This window comes from Alteromonas sp. CH_MED4-4, from assembly GCF_037029575.1.
Lineage (GTDB): Bacteria > Pseudomonadota > Gammaproteobacteria > Enterobacterales > Alteromonadaceae > Alteromonas > Alteromonas macleodii.
In genome coordinates, this window is record NZ_JAYMEU010000047.1 from 1 (window position 1) to 17,389 (window position 17,389).

12 protein-coding genes are annotated in these 17,389 nt (G+C 46.4%); 3 read left to right on the plus strand and 9 right to left on the minus strand.

Annotated features, from left to right (window positions below; translation table 11 throughout):
* Window positions 1-192 precede the first annotated feature (192 nt).
* Window positions 193-957 (plus strand): MipA/OmpV family protein, encoded by a 765-nt coding sequence (locus WA381_RS20150; protein WP_156085994.1) that lies wholly within the window; start codon window positions 193-195, stop codon window positions 955-957.
* Between the two features lie 111 nt (window positions 958-1,068).
* Here WA381_RS20150 and WA381_RS20155 read toward each other — a convergent pair whose 3' ends face one another.
* The 4 genes from WA381_RS20155 to WA381_RS20170 form a co-directional block, all read right to left on the minus strand.
* Window positions 1,069-1,611 carry a CreA family protein gene (locus WA381_RS20155; RefSeq protein ID WP_371342804.1) on the minus strand — a complete coding sequence of 181 codons (543 nt, stop codon included), beginning with the start codon at window positions 1,609-1,611 and terminating at the stop codon, window positions 1,069-1,071.
* A 68-nt stretch (window positions 1,612-1,679) separates the two neighbouring features.
* Window positions 1,680-3,263: a histidine ammonia-lyase gene (gene hutH, locus WA381_RS20160; RefSeq protein WP_156077963.1), complete on the minus strand. Its 1,584-nt coding sequence runs from the start codon at window positions 3,261-3,263 to the stop codon at window positions 1,680-1,682.
* A gap of 2 nt (window positions 3,264-3,265) precedes the next feature.
* Window positions 3,266-5,005 (minus strand): urocanate hydratase, encoded by a 1,740-nt coding sequence (gene hutU, locus WA381_RS20165; protein ID WP_156085993.1) that lies wholly within the window; start codon window positions 5,003-5,005, stop codon window positions 3,266-3,268.
* Between the two features lie 105 nt (window positions 5,006-5,110).
* Window positions 5,111-5,899, minus strand: a complete 789-nt coding sequence (locus tag WA381_RS20170) for a UTRA domain-containing protein (RefSeq protein WP_442892418.1) — start codon at window positions 5,897-5,899, stop codon at window positions 5,111-5,113.
* 228 nt (window positions 5,900-6,127) lie between these two features.
* Here WA381_RS20170 and hutI point away from each other — a divergent pair, with 228 nt between their 5' ends.
* Together hutI and hutG are read left to right on the plus strand one after the other, a co-directional pair.
* The gene (hutI, locus tag WA381_RS20175) at window positions 6,128-7,387 is read left to right on the plus strand and encodes an imidazolonepropionase (protein ID WP_049589040.1); all 1,260 of its coding nucleotides are present in this window, start codon (window positions 6,128-6,130) and stop codon (window positions 7,385-7,387) included.
* Window positions 7,380-8,348 (plus strand): formimidoylglutamase, encoded by a 969-nt coding sequence (hutG, locus tag WA381_RS20180; protein WP_156085992.1) that lies wholly within the window; start codon window positions 7,380-7,382, stop codon window positions 8,346-8,348. Before hutI ends, hutG begins: the two co-directional genes overlap by 8 nt.
* Before the next feature lie 34 nt (window positions 8,349-8,382).
* Here the strand turns inward: hutG and sstT are convergent, their stop codons facing one another.
* The 5 genes from sstT to WA381_RS20205 all read right to left on the minus strand — a co-directional run bounded on the left by sstT (window position 8,383) and on the right by WA381_RS20205 (window position 17,260).
* Complete coding sequence (gene sstT / locus WA381_RS20185; protein ID WP_101563563.1) at window positions 8,383-9,603, minus strand: serine/threonine transporter SstT; 1,221 nt, start codon at window positions 9,601-9,603, stop codon at window positions 8,383-8,385.
* Between the two features lie 380 nt (window positions 9,604-9,983).
* The gene (locus WA381_RS20190; protein ID WP_069943812.1) at window positions 9,984-11,405 is read right to left on the minus strand and encodes a S41 family peptidase; all 1,422 of its coding nucleotides are present in this window, start codon (window positions 11,403-11,405) and stop codon (window positions 9,984-9,986) included.
* Between the two features lie 125 nt (window positions 11,406-11,530).
* Entirely contained in the window at window positions 11,531-15,268 is a 3,738-nt protein-coding gene (locus WA381_RS20195; RefSeq protein ID WP_156085991.1) for an AAA family ATPase, read from the minus strand.
* Window positions 15,269-15,272: 4 nt separating this feature from the next.
* Entirely contained in the window at window positions 15,273-16,838 is a 1,566-nt protein-coding gene (sbcD, locus tag WA381_RS20200) for an exonuclease subunit SbcD (RefSeq protein ID WP_156085990.1), read from the minus strand.
* Between the two features lie 215 nt (window positions 16,839-17,053).
* Window positions 17,054-17,260 carry a hypothetical protein gene (locus WA381_RS20205; protein ID WP_231506415.1) on the minus strand — a complete coding sequence of 69 codons (207 nt, stop codon included), beginning with the start codon at window positions 17,258-17,260 and terminating at the stop codon, window positions 17,054-17,056.
* Window positions 17,261-17,389 lie beyond the last annotated feature (129 nt).

Below are 17,389 nucleotides of genomic sequence, written 5' to 3' on the forward strand. Positions count from 1 at the left end.
AGTGATTTGAACAACCCTATCTTGGCTCATTTGAAGCCTTTATGGGAGGAGAGGGTCCATACCATTAATCCGCATAGTTAATTGCCCACTCAGAAGCCGCTGCAAAAATGTACAGCTTAGCTCAATAGGCACAAGCGAATATGATCGAAGAACACAGCAGAGCAGTATCTTGATTAAAAAGGAAATTTACCTATGAATTTAAAAACCGTTATTGGCGCAATAACTCTGGCTTGTGTAGGTGTTAGTTCTACTCCTGCTTTTGCACAACAAGCTGGCGCTCAACAGCCTCAGGGTTGGATGTGGGGTTTTGGCGTCGCAGCATCGCAAGATGTATATACCGACTTTGATAATCGCGTTGTTCCTATTCCTATTATCGGCTACACCGGTGAAAAGTTACGCGTTTACGGACCATTTATTGGCTATGAACTTTTTCGCGAAAGTGGCTTTACTCTTGACGCTCAGCTTGTCCCGATATTTGCAGGTTATGAAGAAGATGACAGTGCCGTATTTACAGGTATGGACGACAGAGATTTTAGCTACGCGGCCGGAGTTGGGCTTAACTACAACCCGGGTAGCTGGGTTTATTCATTGTCAACCAATGCCGATATTCTTGGTAAGTTTGATGGCTACCAAGCGTCCGCCCGTATCGGGAAAAGGTTTAGAATAAATAACGTCATGATCGAGCCGTCTATAGGCGTAAACTACCAAGACAGCAATTACGTCGACTATTACTACGGCGTGCGCCCTGAAGAAGCCACAGCATTTCGAAGTGCATATAACGGCGATAGCGCGCTCAATACGGAAGTACGCGTTGCCATCTCAACCCGACAGTTTCTGGGCGGCATGACCCGTTTAGAAGTTGGCGCCACCTTCTTTGACGATAGCATCAGCGATAGCCCGCTGACAGACGATGATACCGCGCTTAACGCCATGCTGGTTTATACACGCTTTTTCTAGACTATTGCTAATAGCCTACTCTACAACCGCGTAGATGGCTTAAAGACAAGGTGCTAGCATCAAAAAAGCCCTCATGTAAGAGGGTTTTTAATATTGAGTTGATGCGTTTCGCTACGCGGGCTTTTTAAACGCTAGCGTTTCCCACAGTGGTACCGTAGACAAACTATGTTTATAGCTGCCAGATGTCTCTTTGGTGCTGTAAGACAAGTAAATCAGCGTTTTTGAGTCGGCATCGTAAATTCTTCGAAGCTTCATGTTTTTGAAAAACACGCTCTTAGATTTTTTAAAAATTACTTCACCTGAATCTGACTTATCAATGGCGTTTAGCATCTCAGCCGTAATAGGGCCGGTTTGTCTGCACGCGATTGAACTGTCTGATGGATCCGACAAATCAAGGTTCGCTTCAATACTTGAAATATGGCAGGTTACACCTGTCACTATGGGGTCTTGAAGCGCATCAATTTTAATGTCTTTTGTGGTGAAAAGACCAAGGGACACATCGCCCACTTCGCTGTCGCTACAGCCTGCCAACGTAAACACCGACGCGGCGAGTAACCCCAGCACTGTGCTTTTCACAAAAGTGCCGCTCTTGAAAGTGCCTTTCATAGAAGTACGAGCCTCGTATGAACTTAACCAACGTCCATTTGTTTTCATATCATTCCCACCTCTACTCTATTTATGATCTTTATTTGTTTACTCGAAATACCGAGCCTGTGATCATTTTAGCCTAACAGGTTTAACTGTGTCTTATCCATAAGGTCGTGCTGCTTAATAAGTTGCTTTGCCTTTTCAATGTCTGGCGCAAAATAGCGGTCTTTGTCGTAAAACGGCACTTGGTCTCTTAGTAGCTGCATCAACACTTGGAGCTTTTCGCTGGTTTTAAACGGCTTCCTGAAATCTAACCCTTGGCAGGCCGCTAACCACTCAATGGCCAATATACCTGCCACGTTATCGAAAATATCTCGTAAACGCCTCGCGGCGAAGGTCGCCATAGACACGTGGTCTTCTTGGTTCGCAGACGTAGGCAACGAATCGATAGATGCGGGGTGCGCCAGGGTTTTGTTTTCACTAGCAAGCGCCGCACAGGTAACCTGCGCAATCATGAAGCCCGAGTTTACCCCACCATTTTCAACTAGAAACGGTGGCAAACCACTTAAATGCGTATCAATCATTAACGACATTCTGCGCTCCGACAGTGCGCCAATTTCAGATAGTGCAATAGCCAGCATATCTGCCGCCATTGCCACGGTTTCCGCATGAAAGTTTCCGCCAGATAGAATATCGCCAGTTGGCGTATCAGCGTCATCATTATTTTCAACAAAAACCAACGGGTTGTCGCTTACCCCATTAGCTTCCACCACCAAAATCTCTTGGGCATAGCGCATTTGCTGTAAACACGCTCCCATCACCTGTGGCTGGCAACGCAGAGAGTATGGGTCTTGTACTTTTTCACACCGTTGATGTGAATGACCAATCTCTGAGGTGTCTAGCAATGTTCTAAACGCAGTCGCCACATCGCTCTGGCTTTTGTGGCCACGCACTTCGTGGATCCGCGCGTCGAACGGCACGCGAGAACCTAACGCGGCCTCAACAGTAAGCGCACCAATACCTATAGCACTATGAAGCGCATTTTCAGTATAAAACAACCCCTGAAGTGCAAACGCTGTCGAGGCTTGCGTGCCGTTTAACAGTGCTAAGCCTTCTTTGGGTGCCAGCGCAATTGGCTGCATACCCGCAATTTCAAGGGCTTGGGCTGCACTAATTCTCTCTCCTTTATAAAAAGCTTCCCCTTCCCCTAACAGCACTACACTCATGTGTGCTAAAGGCGCTAAGTCGCCGCTGGCGCCTACCGAGCCTTTTTCAGGAATGGCGGGATAAACCTGTGCATTAAACAAGGTAATGAGCGCTTCTATTACGCTGAGGCGAATGCCAGAGTAGCCACGGGCCAAGGAGTTAATTTTTAACAGCATGAGCAGGCGCACAGTATCTTCTTGCATAAAGTCGCCCGTACCGGCGGCGTGCGATAACACAATACTGCGCTGTAATAGCTCTAACTCATCAACATTAATACGGGTATTAGCCAACAAACCAAAACCGGTATTGATGCCATAGACAGTACGGTTCTCTTTAATAACGTTAAGCACTACTTGCTCGGCGGCGTTTATAGCGGGTACTGCGCTTTCATCTAAAGATAAATGAACGTGGCTTCGATGTACTTCCCGTAACTGATCTAACGTCAATGTACCTGGCACAAGATTAAGTTGCTTAACACCACCGTTTTCAGTAATAAAAGACGAATGCGACATGACTATTTCTCCCCCCCAGAGCTTTTGTTCGAGCTTGAATGTGTGCTTGTTCCATCAGGGCTTTGATTATTAGCCGCGTTATTGACCATGGGAAGATCCAAGTTATGCTTGGCAGCACAGTCTTTTGCAATGTCGTAGCCTGCATCTGCATGACGCATTACGCCCGTGGCAGGGTCGTTATGAAGAACCCGAGCAATACGCTCAGCCGCTTCGTCCGAACCGTCACAAACAATCACTACACCCGAGTGTTGGCTAAAACCCATTCCTACACCGCCACCATGATGAAGGCTTACCCAGGTTGCACCACCCGCTGTATTTAATAGGGCGTTCAGCAGCGGCCAGTCCGAAACGGCATCTGAACCATCGAGCATGGCCTCGGTTTCTCTATTGGGTGAAGCTACCGAACCAGAGTCGAGATGATCCCGCCCAATCACAACTGGCGCGCTTAGCTCGCCACTGCGAACCATTTCATTAAAGGCAAGCCCCAGCTTTTGTCTTTCACCCAGCCCCACCCAGCAAATACGCGCGGGCAGGCCTTGGAATTGAATGCGTTCTTTGGCCATATCTAGCCAGTTATGTAGATGGGGGTTGTCGGGTATAAGCTCTTTAACTTTAGCGTCCGTTTTATAGATATCTTCCAGATCGCCTGACAGCGCAGCCCATCTGAAAGGCCCTATGCCCTGACAAAAAAGCGGTCGTATATAGGCAGGAACGAAACCTGGGAAATCGAACGCATGCTCAATACCCTCTTCTAGCGCCATTTGTCTAATGTTGTTGCCATAATCAAGAGTAGCAGCGCCAGCTTGTTGGAAACCAAGCATTGCTTTAACTTGCAGCGCCATCGACTGTTTAGCACTTTTCACAACACCCGCTTCGTCTTTTTTACGCTGCGCCTCTGCTTGATCTAGCGTCCACCCCACTGGTAGATAGCCATTCAACGGATCGTGCGCACTGGTTTGGTCGGTCACAACGTCGGGAATAATCCCTTTCGCTAGCATATCGGGAAAGACTTCAGCAGCATTGCCTAATAGGCCAATTGATACAGGCTTCCCAGCTTTTTTGGCTTCCTCAAGTAGTTGCATGGCTTCTTCTAACGATTGCGCTTTTTTGTCCAAATAGCCCGTGCGAATTCTGAAATCTATGCGAGTTTCATCTACCTCCACAGCTACCATTGAAAAGCCAGCCATGGTTGCAGCTAAAGGCTGTGCTCCGCCCATACCGCCCAAGCCACCAGTCAAAATCCAGCGTCCTTCAGCGCTTCCTTCAAAATGCGTTTTGGCCACACTAACAAACGTTTCATAAGTACCCTGGACAATGCCTTGCGAGCCTATGTATATCCATGACCCTGCGGTCATTTGCCCGTACATCATCAAACCTTCTTTATCCAGAGCGTTAAAGTGCTCCCAGTTTGCCCAATGCGGTACAAGGTTAGAGTTAGCAATTAACACACGAGGTGCATTTTCGTGAGTGGGAAATACCCCAACAGGTTTGCCTGATTGAACCAGCAACGTCTCATCAGTATTTAAACGCTTGAGTACTTCTACAATTTTGTCGTAAGACGCCCAGTCACGGGCCGCACGCCCAATACCGCCGTAAACCACCAGATTTTGCGGATGCTCCGCAACGTCTGGATCCAGGTTATTCATTAACATGCGAAGCGGCGCTTCAGTTTGCCAGCTCTTCGCATTTAGCGTACTGCCTCTTGGGGCACGTATTTCTCTTGTAGGGTCGAGGCGTTTCATAAACTTCTCCTAGGCATATTCTTACGTTTGCTGATTTGTTTTTTATTAGGAAGTGTCATCTTTTTAGAAAGTAATGAGTTGCTAGCGCCTTTGGCGCAATGACACTTAGAACTCCAAGTGTCCTCCCAAGCGGTATCGACTGCCTGGGTGATACAGCACCGCGTGGCTAACCACTGCGCTTGAACTCGCTTTTGGACTATTATTCACGGATGTATCTGACGTAGCCTTTAAGCCGTTCCCTAACTGGGCATTCGCCGTCGAGGGCTCGCCAATATTGCTCTCATCGCTGGTTATTGCGCTGGGCACTCGAGAGAAGGTTCGTCGAGTAATCTTCAGACACGGCTCTTTAGGCTTAATCAATAGTGCTTGTGCAATATCTTTTTCAACAACCACAGCTTCTACGCTGTGATCGGCTTGTGAAAGGGGCGCGACCTGATTCAAATAAAAGTTTGCAGTTTGAGCTTTAAAATCTTTATCTAAATAGTCGTTAATCCATGCAGGGTTAACCCACCTGTCTTCATACTGCACGGGTAGGTTGTTCTCGCAGTGTACGATAATGCTATGAAATACTGGCTCTCCCACATCGATTCCCAGTCGTTGAGCAATAGCATCACTGGCTGGCGAGGTTTCCAACACTAATATCTCGTTAGTGTATCTATGCCCCCGTTGCTCTATTTCATCGCGAATACTTTTGATCTCAAGCATTGAGCTCATAGGGCGACTATCTGACACAAACGTGCCTATCCCCTGGCTGCGCATCAAAATGCCCTCGTCCACCATTTCACTTAACGCTCTTCGCGCAGTCATTCGGCTTACACGGTGCTGCTGGGCAAGTTGGTTTTCTGAAGGCACTTGGCTACCCGGCTTCATCTCACCACTTTCGATGGCATCCAAAATTGCTGTCTTAATTACTCTGTACCGAGGTTGCATATCGTGGCCATTCACAACTAAATTGTTAATAATATGCTAACAGCATACTTGTATATACAAGTATGCACAAGTACACTGAACTCAAAATTTACACTGCGTTTCAGTAAAGATTTTGGACAAAGCCAGACAAAGAACTAGACGACCAGTTAGACGAAAAAACCAGACAAGAGGTGGCTTAGAGTGGAGCACGTTATGGGTTATCAGTACGACACGCTTATTTACAATGTTCGCATTGCGTCTATGCAAGACAACGAGTTGCCTTATGGTGAATTACCGCCACACGCCATTGCCATAAAAGACGGCAAAATTGCTGCGTTACTTCCTTGCGATGACTCACTAGACGACGTGTTTGAGCAGGCCAAAAGCGTAATAGATGCCACTACCCTAATTCCCCAAAATGAAGGTTCAACGCCCAAACACCCGTGGCTATTGCCTGGCTTCATCGATTGTCATACGCATCTGGTGTATGGCGGCAATCGCGCCGAAGAATTCGAAATGCGATTGCAAGGCGCAAGTTATGTAGACATTGCGCAGCGCGGCGGTGGTATTAAAGGGACGGTTGAAAAAACTCGACGCTCTGACGAAAACACCCTGCTTCACACTGCGATAAAACGCGCAAAGCGACTGTGCGAAGAAGGTGTCACCACCATTGAAGTCAAATCAGGTTACGGGCTGGATTTAGACACTGAAGTGCGCATGTTACGCGTGGCTAAATCCCTTGAGCAGCATCTTCCTGTGAGTATTCAAACTACCTATTTAGGCGCTCACGCCTTGCCCAATGAATTTGCTGACGACTCAGAAGGATATATCGATTTCATTTGCAACGAGGCACTTCCTCACATTGCTTCGCAAAACTTAGCTGACGCCGTTGATGTATTTTGTGAAACTATTGGATTTTCAACTTCACAAACAGAAAGAGTGTTTAGCTGTGCACAGCAGCACGCTTTACCCATTAAAGCTCATGTAGAACAGCTTAGCGACAGCAAAGGCGCAGTGCTAGCAGCTAAGTACGGCGCACTATCGGTAGACCACATCGAATATTTAGCTGACAGCGATATTCCCTTACTTGCCCAAAGTGGCACCGTTGCCGTGCTTTTACCAGGCGCTTTTTATTACTTGAGTGAAGTTCAAAAGCCGCCGGTAGACGCCCTAAGGGCGCACAATGTGCCCATGGCATTAGCCACTGACTTTAATCCAGGTAGTTCGCCGTTAGCCTCAATCCTTACCGCGATAAATATGGGGTGTGTGCTGTTTCAACTTACGCCAGAAGAAGCGCTACGCGGCGCCACTGCACACGCGGCTAGCGCACTTGGGCTGCACGACCGAGGTGTTATTGAAGCAGGTAAGCTTGCTGACTTAACACTTTGGGATATCGAAACGCCGGCAGAGCTTGCCTATTGTATTAATGGCCACCGCCCCATTGCGGTGTTTAAGGAAGGTAAACATGTTTAAGTGGCAAGGCAGAATAGACAGTGAAGACGGCATTGAGGGCCTACGTTGGCATCAAAAAGTTAACGAACTTGAAGTGGGCGAAGATAATTCATTAGCCAACGCCGTTACCCTTGTTGGTTTTGAAAGTGATTTAGGTGTGGCATTTAACAAAGGCCGCGTAGGTGCAGCGGCTGGTCCAAACGCTATTCGCCAGGCACTGGCAAACTTACCCTGGCACTGGCCAAGCGCAGCATTGGCTGATTTAGGGAATGTTACCGCTAAAGAGAACTTAGTCCAGGCACAAACCCAATATGCTGACGCCATTTGCTATGCGCTCAAGCAAAATGATGGTTTGGTCATCGGTCTGGGAGGGGGACATGAAATTGCATGGGGTAGCTATCAAGGGGTTTTCAATGCTAAGCCCGAAAGCGCCCGCATTGGAATTATTAATTTCGACGCCCATTTTGATTTAAGAAAGCCTTCACCAAACACCAGTTCAGGTACGCCGTTCAGGCAAGTGCATGATCACTGCCAGTTACACGATTCACCGTTTCATTATGCTTGTTTGGGCGTATCGAAAGCGGCCAATACACCAGCGCTGTTTAACTTTGCCAATACGTCCAACACGCGCTATTTAACCGATGTGGCGTTAAATGATGAATCACTGTGTATGCAGCGAATAGATGAGCTACTATCTCCGATGCTAAAAGACATCGATGGGCTTTACGTCACTGTATGTTTAGATGCATTTCCAGCAGCACAAGCACCTGGCGTTAGCGCGCCCAGTGCATTGGGAATATCCCCCACACTTGTTATCAACACGCTACACTTTTTAGCACAGCACCAAAGTACTTACGGATATCAATGGAAACTGTGTGACGTTGCGGAAATGAACCCCAATTATGATATTGATAGCCGCACAGCAAAGCTGGCTGCACGGCTAATTTTTGAAGCAGTAGATGCAATAAACTCGCACATTTAACGAGTTAACGCTTTAACGTTTGACGCTTTTATGTTTACTGGCCGCCTGCCCTTTCACATGCAGCGGCGGTAAACAAGACATCAGTGGAACTATTTAATGCTGTTTCAGCAGAGTCTTGCAGTACGCCAACAATAAAGCCCACCGCAACCACCTGCATAGCCACTTCATTGGGTATATTGAACAGGCTACAGGCAAGCGGAATAAGCAGTAGCGAACCACCTGCAACACCTGAACTTCCACATGCTGATACCGCAGCGATAACGCTTAACAATACAGCAGTAGGGAAATCTACAGAAATTCCCAAGGTATTAACCGCAGCTAGCGTCAACACGGTTATTGTGATTGCAGCCCCAGCCATATTAATCGTGGCGCCTAACGGAATAGATACCGAATAGGTGTCTTCATCAAGCTTTAAGCGTTTACACAGCGCCATGTTTACCGGAATATTCGCAGCCGAACTACGGGTGAAAAACGCCGTAATACCGCTTTCTTTCAGGCATTTGAACACCAAAGGATAAGGGTTCTTTTTGGTTGCCAGAAATACTAACAAGGGGTTGGTCACAAGTGCGATAAATAGCATCGCGCCAATCAATACCGTTAGTAAATGAGAGTAGCCAAGCAATGCTTCAAAGCCCGTTGTAGCAATGGTATTAGCTACCAAGCCGAAAATACCGAAGGGCGCGAGTTTAATAACAAAACCCACCACAGTTGTTACGCTATCTGCCATATTTTGAAGTAGCGCTTTCGTTGCCTCGCTAGCATGACGAAGACCTAAACCTAGACCTACAGCCCACGTGAGAATACCAATGTAATTTCCATTTACTAATGCATTTACCGGATTATCTACCATGTTATAAAGCAAAGTAGTAAGGACTTCCGATACACCTTTCGGCGCAGCTTGGCTAACTTCTGAAGTCACTAAGCTTAAGCTTGTAGGAAAAGCAAAGCTTGCCAACACGGCGGTGAGCGCGGCCAGTAGTGTGCCCATCAAATAAAGCACAAGCACGGGTTTGATAAAGGTTTGCTCGTTTTGCTTATGGTTGGCGATGGACGCCATGACCAAAACAAAAACCAATAAAGGAGCAATTGCTTTTAGGGCTTTTACAAATAAGTTACCCAATAGCCCTGCTGATTGAGCAGCTGAAGGTGAAAAACTCGCTATCGCAATACCGCATACGATACCAATGATAATTTGCAGTACCAAACTGCCATTCATGTAGCGCTGAAACAGGCTGGGGCGTGACGTTGAATCCATAAATGTTGGTCCATTATTATTTTGACGACGCACCATGATACCAGTCCACATAGATAATTACCCACTCAGCGAGAGTTAAAATGTTCGTAATCGCGGCGTGTTACCGCAGGTATAGTGGTTCTACATCAAGGTAACACAACAAAGAGTACGAACATTTTAAACTCGCCCTTTGGGAAGGTCTGGCAAGCTTCCTAGCTGCATTCTGGGAATTTGAAAGGGAACAGCCATTCCTGCATTCCCACGCTTTGCTAGGAAACTTGCCAGCGCCTTCTGAGAGGGTAATTATCTGTGCGGATTGGTATAGAGGATAACGCCCAACAAATGAACCTGTTTGGTCTTAGTTACTCGCAAATAACCGTATGCTTGCCGTTTATAAGGGTTTACATGCCTTCAAGTATCTTTTGCGTATAAGACGTCCACTGGTAAAGAGGAAGTTCTCCATCAATATAATAGTCTGGCTGAATGCCTACCCCATCAATGGCCATATGCGGAATGCGTAAACTTTTAGTCAGGCTGTAATACAAAGTAAAAGTACCGCTCGGCGAATCAGTTTGATACATGTTAGAAATATCGAGTACACCTGCGGTAGTTTGCCCAAACAGCTTTACTTTTTTGCTTTGTTTAGCCGCCAGTAAGAACTGCTCAGCGGTGCTGCCATTACTTGAATCAACAAGTACGCCAATACTCTTCGGCAAGGGTTCAATTTTGTCGAATGTCTCCACCGTTACGTCTTCATCAATATTGATGTAGCTGCCGATGTGTTGATTAAGAATGTCGTACCCGTCTTTTGCCCATTGCTTTTCTTCTTCACTAAAATGAGGGTTTTGCAAAAAGCCAAGCATTCTAGAATTGTTAAGCTCGGTAGATAAGTATTCCATGCCTACAGTGCGAATAGGGTTAGTGTATAAAATAGGGAGTAAAGACGCATAGCTTACGTCACTACCACCACCGTTTCCTCGGATGTCGATAATGAGGTTTTCAGTTTTTAAAATCGTGTCTAGGTGCTTAGCGATAACCGCGTCGATGTCTTTTTTGAAGGCGTGATCGAAAGCCGGTATGCGAACTAACACAGTGTTCTCTGAAACTTTCTCGAATAGCGGAGCCTTTGTACTTAGTAGGCGAACATAGCGTGTTATTTCAGGGGATGATTCTTGTCGCGGTTCCTCTCGCGACATAACGATAAAGCTATTGCCCAACACCACTTCATTGTTACCCAAGAGTGTCATGGTATCGATTTGTCGGGCGGAGTGATCGCCCATAAAAAACGTCACTTTTGCAGTATTGTTGTCTTCAGGGTCATTAACGATGAACTTTACTTGTCCCGCCTTCCATGAAGGGTTGGTACTTTCAACGATATAAGCTTTATGGACATTGCCCTCTTTTTTTAAGGCAACCGTATAGCTTGAGAATTGCCAAATCCCCTCAAGAGTTTCGTCACGTTGGCTTTTCAAATGTTGTTTAAATGCCGATAAGTCGAAATCATGCACTACCGATTCGCGTACCGCTTCCTCTGAGCCATTCGTATTTAACGCAAGACCAATGTGCCCCTTGCGAAAAAATGTAAGCCAGTCGCTAAGCACTGTGTGGCATTGCGCTTCGCTTTTCGCGCTTTGTACTCGCGCCAAAATCGCACTATTGTGGGCCGAATAAAGGTCCTGCCCTTTTTTCTCGACGCTATATTGAAAACCGGCATCGTTGTTTTCAAACGTGCTTTTTAGCCATGCAAACTCACTTTCACACTGAAAGGTACTACCAAACGTACAGAAAGAGGCAAAAAGAGGGAATATCGCAAATCGTTTCACTAAATATGATGTCCATATCTACTTTTAATAACGATAAAGTATCATAAAACCATGATCTTGCGAGCATTTACCAAGCACATACTTGTAAGCAAACGTTTTAACTACTAATTCCTAAAGCGGTGAGTTCACCCCACCGCATAAGGTTTTTCTAGTGCACTTAAGCCCACACCGTTGCGTTTAATCACTTTAAGCTGAGTAGGAATACGCTCTTTCATGGCTTCAATATGGCTTATCACACCAATCATTTTTCCGCTGGCATTTAGGTTGTCTAGTGCATCAAGCGCCACATCCAAAGTTTCAGCATCAAGGGTGCCAAAGCCTTCATCCAAAAACAGTGAATCAATACTGGTCTTGTGACTGACCAAGTCAGATAAAGCTAAAGCCAGCGCTAGGCTCACTAAGAAACTTTCTCCACCAGACAGGGTTTTGGTATCTCGCACTACGTCACCTTGCCAGGTGTCTAATACACTTAAACCCAACCCTTCGTTTTCTTTTCGAATTAACTGATAGCGACCGTGTAATTTATCAAGCTGCTGATTTGCAAGCTGCACTAAGTTGTCCAGAGTAAGCCCTTGTGCAAAACGTCTGAATTTGTCGCCGCTGGCCGAGCCAATTAACGAGTGTAGGTAAGTAATATCGTCGTAATAGGCCTCAAACGCAGCCATCTCATCCACAAGCTGTTGCTGCCTTTCGCGGGCTTGATTGTTAGCGCTTAGCTGCTGTTCTATTTGCCCTAAAGACGATAACAGCGTGTCACGCTGCTGAGCTTGCTGGGTAATTTTCGTATCGAGCCACTGTGCACCGTGCTCTTCTAACTCGCTCTGCCACAATGCTGCGTTAGCATGGGCTTTTAGCGATTGTTGGGTAGCTAGCGCGTTTTCTAGCTTTAAGTCTGCTTGTTGTTTTTGCTGAGTTAATCGCTTTTGCAGTTCAAGTAAGGTGTTGCGGGTATCTTCGTCTAAAAGCGCATTACTAAACGCTTGCTCGTCGGCAAATGGGCTGCTCGCCAACTGACGGCTAAAGTACTCTGTTGCCTCTGTAAGTGCTTGCTCTTTTTCCCGCATTTGCTCATTAAGCTGGGCAATTTCTGCTTCTAAACGAGACAAAATAGTGTCCGTTTGTTGCAGGCGAGATTTGCATTCACTCACGTTTCGCTCAGCCATTTCTTGGGCAGCGCTTGCCTTATTCCTTGTTTCAGCAATATTGCCTTCAGGGAATACGGTTGTGCGCGAGTCTCGCAGCGCCTTTAAACTATTATCTAGCTGCACAAGCTCTTCGCATACGCCCTTAAGCTGATCCTCAGCGCTTTCTATATCACGATTAACCACAAGCAAGTTGCTACTTACCTCTTGCAACTCATCTTTAAGTTTGGCGTGTAGCTGATGATTGTGTTTATAGGTTTTTAGCGCTTCGGCTTTTTCATTTAGCCACGAGGCAATTCCATCAATAGTCAAGTTGTGAATATCAGCACCGTGCGCCGTCATAGTCTCGCTGAGCGCTAAAATACCATCGTTAACCCTTTTTGTTTTACTCTCTAACTCTGTATTACGTTCGTTAAATTGCTTTTCCAAGGTTTCGCGCTGCTGCAGAGAAACTGCAAGTTCTGACTGCTTGCCTTGTAATGCCTGTTGCGCTTCATTTTTAGCCTGCAGTGCAGCATTTAGAGCTTGCTCGCACTCTTCTAAACGGGTTAATTGAGCACTAATATCATCAAGACGAGTTTTAAACTGCTGGGTAAATTGAGAGACGCTTTGCGATGTATTAATGTCGACCTTTTCAAAGCTCGGTATATCAGCGCTAAGTACGCTTGAAATCTGCTGCCACTTTTCTAGCAGCGTATCTCGTTGCCCGCTTGCCTGTTCTAGCTGCTTATTAACCTGAGCAAGCGTGAATTCAGTTTGTGTAACACTTTCTTTTGCCCGCGCCCCTTGCTGCTCAATATCATCTAACTGCTGGTTTAAGCTATCTCGCTTTTGGATAGTTTCAGGTACATCAATAACCACGGTAGACGTGGTGTGTTCGTTAGCCCCACAAACAGGGCATGGCTCGCCACTTTTTAACTGTGCGCGAAGGTGCGCCACTTCAACATCCAGGGCGATAAGCGCCTCTATGTCTTTTAAATTACTACGAGTTTGCTTGTAAGCATCAACCAAGGCTTGGCGGTCAGATTGCTGCTGTGCTAGTTGCTTCGCGAAGTCTTCTCTCTGCGCACTCAGCGATACTCTGTCTTGCTCTAGTGCCAAATATTGCTGTTGAATATGCCCTATCTGTAACACGTTATCCCAATGATGGAGCTTGGTATCACGCTCTTGCTGAAGGCTTGCTTTGCTGGTTGCATTAGCACTATTAGTATCACTTGGTTTGTCAGATAGCGCGGCCTGCAGTGCCTTTTCACACTTGGCTACTTGTGCGTTTTTGTCATCGAAGGTCTGCGTTAACGCGCTTAACGACTCATTTGTCTTTGCAATAGCGTCATCTAGGGATGAAAGCGCCTGACGATCATTCTTTACGCTTCGTGACAGTGTTTCTAACTGCTTCTGATCATGTTCAATATGGCGCGCCGTTTCGCTCCAGCCACTTATAAATTCTGCCATGCCGCTAAGTGAGTGGTGTTCACGTAAGTAAGTTTCCAGTTCACCAAGCTTTGTTTTGTTATCTGCCGAAGCGTTTTCGATTTCTGTGCGCTTTAGCGTTAACGCGTTTATTGACTGCCTTAAACGTGCCGCGTTTTCGTTTGCTTTTTGCTGTTCAGTAGTGAGTTGCGCTATTTGGTTATCTAGCGGAACTACCTGCTCGTTTATGCGCTTTTCAAGCTCACTGCTTTGTTGCTTTGTAAGAACTAACGCTTGTTCAGCGTTCATCACTTCCAAACTGAGCTGTGCCTTTTGCGTCTTTAAATCGGGAAGCTGAGCCGCCTTCTCATCGAGCCTTTCTTTATAACGGGTTACGTCTTGCTGAAGCCCATTTCTTTGCAAGAATGGCAGGCGAAGCTTTTCAGCTGGCTCACTTTGGGTTAAAAGATCAAGTTCTTGTCTCGCCTCATTGATTGCGTTATTCGCGGTCTGCTGCGCTTCACTGGCTTCTTTTATGGTTAGCTCATTGGCGTTAAACGCTTGTTGCCACTGCTGTTGCTTTTGTAACTGAACAAGTGTTTGGTTAGACGTCGCGACTTGGCTCTTGGTTTGTGCTTGCTCTTCTTCAAGCTGGGTGATTTGTTCGTCGCTAAGTAAGGTTACGCCTTCTAGCTTTATCGCAAACTCTTTTTTCTTTTGTTTAGCGTCACTAAATTGCTGATGTACTGCCTGTGATATCTGCCCGTAAATTTCGGTGCCAGTTAACTCTTCAAGCAGTTCGGCTCGGTCGGCCTCGTTAGCATTTAAAAACGCAGCAAAATCCCCTTGCGACAACATCATAGACTTGGTGAAACGGGCAAAATTAAGGCCAGCCAGCTTTTCAATCTCTTCGCTTTTCGGCCTAACTTGGGTAGCCAGTACCTTGCCGCTTTCAACTTCGGCCAGCTCAACATCAGCACTTTGCAGGTTACCGTCAACTTTCCCTCTGGCCCGACGCATACTCCAAAACGCACGATATGCTTTCCCCTTAATATCAAACTCAACCTCCGCCAAACACTCCGCCGTGCCGCGGGTCATGATGTCATTGTTAGACGTTGAAATTGGCCCCAAGCGAGGGGTTTGGTGATAAAGCGCTAAACAAATGGCATCAAGTAGCGTGGTTTTACCTGCCCCTGTTGGGCCAGTTATGGCAAATAGGCCATTGTCGATAAACGGCGATTGGGTGAAATCTATCTTCCACTCCCCTTTTAAGGCGTTTAGATTTTTAAGGCGTAAGGTCAGTATTCTCATTGTATTACTCGCCTTTATTTTCTGTTGTGTTTGCCAATGGTGCCTTTACTGATACTTCAGCATCTTCATCATTGGTATGCACCCGCTCTAGCGCTTCATTAAACAGCTGCCTTATCCGGTTTATGCGTGAAGCGCTTTTTTCTGAACCGGCTTGTTTCATTGCTCGAGGGCTTTGGTCGTCATCTAGCAGGGTTTCTCGTACCGACTCAGTTGGTGCCGACTCATTTGGTGCCAACTCACTTGTTGGATTATCTTCTATGCTCTCCAGTGCCAAACGCGCTTCAAATACATCGTTTACCGATAGTTCACTAAGCTGAACGTTATGCTTTTCCGTTAAGCTATTTACTGTGCGCTTACGCTTGCGTTTCAACTGTAAAATCTCAGCGTTTTTCCCTTCTAACAAGCCCTGAATACGCTGCTGTAGATCAGTCAGATAGTCTTCTGTTTCAACTTCAATGCATAACCACACAGGGTCTTTAGAGCTAATGGCGTTATCCGTTGCGCTAATGGCTTTATTAAACTCGCTAAGGGGTTTATTAACCTCGCTAAGGGGGTTATTAACCTCGCTAAGGGCTTTATCCACTTCGCTAACGGCATCATCTGTTTGAGAAGCTAACGTGATGGCATCGCTCTTATTAATGGCCGCCTCAATCGCTTTTAAGTCGCCTTTTATTACTTCCATGGCCTGAAAGCGCGGTACCGGAAGCGTTGAGATAGTAGGCGTTGTGCTTTCAGATTCAAACGTTATCAACACTACTTGCTTTTGTGTGTTTAGTTCATCAAAACTTAGCGGTATGGGTGAGCCTGAATAGCGAATGTGTTCTGTCTTAGCGACTTTCTGTGGCCTGTGAATATGCCCAAGTGCAATGTAATCGGCGGGCGGAAACCCTTTGGCGTCAAAGCCTTCAAGGGTGCCGATGTAGATATCGCGTACACTTTCTGACTGACTCACGCCTAAAGCGGTTAAGTGCCCTGTAGCAATAATAGGAATGGCAGCGCTGTTTTCACTGCCGTCTTTTATTCGCTTTTCTTCCATTGAAGCGCGCAGTGACAAGGCTTCATTATAAAGCGTCCCATAATGCTGCTTTATCGCATCGCCAAGCGCTTGACGCTTGTCAGTGCCGCTTTGCCCTGCCTCACTAACAAGCACATCGCGTGGGCGAATAAAGGGTACGGCACACAGTACGGCACTGGGCTGCCCCTTGCGATCGTTAAGCGTAATGACTTGTTCACTCAATTCGCCGTATGTACTGGCAATTACGTGGCTATTTAAGTATTTCAGTAGCGCCTTACTTTCGTTCAATACCGATACTGAATCGTGATTTCCCCCCAGCACCACCAATGTACACTGCATCCCCTGAAGTTCACCGATAAACGCATGGTAGAGCTCTCTGGCGTAGCTAGGCGGCGTGCCCGTGTCAAACACATCACCCGCGACAATAATCGCATCTATTTGATGCACTTCTACTTGTTGAAGAAGCCATTTAAGGAAAGCGGCGTGTTCGTTTTTGCGACTTTTCGTAAAAAAACTCTGACCTAAGTGCCAGTCAGATGTATGCAATATTTTCATGTAGAAGTGAACCAGGCTTGTTGCATTGGAGATAGAGAAACGCATTCGGCGCAATGGCGCTGCTGCTATGGAGTGTCGATGTTGATCAACGCACCGTACAGCAACTATAGAGATTTTGTGGTTTTATGACAATGGTTTGTCTGTGATGCATGTTCACAGGGAGCAGGTAAAAAAGAGGCACCACACGCTTTAATAAACGTCTGGTGCTCAGGATATTATTTTGATGAAAACAACCCAAAGCTAAAAGCTGGCAGAGTAATCTGTGTTTCACCGTTGTCAGAAGCGGAAATTTTAGCGGCTCCTGAAACAACTAAGTAGCTTTCATACTGCTGAGAAACCGTTACCGTTTGCTGCTCGGCTGACACGTTAAACACAACTAAAAGTGCTTCGTCATTTTGTTGCGCCACGCCCCCGTTTGGCATTGTGTCATTCGCTACGCGGGCGAAGGCAAACACCTTCTTTTTATCATCAAAGTGTCCCGTCCTAAAATACGTTGACGTAAAGAGGACTTCTTTATGACAACTTCAAGTAATCAAAGACCTAAGCGCACA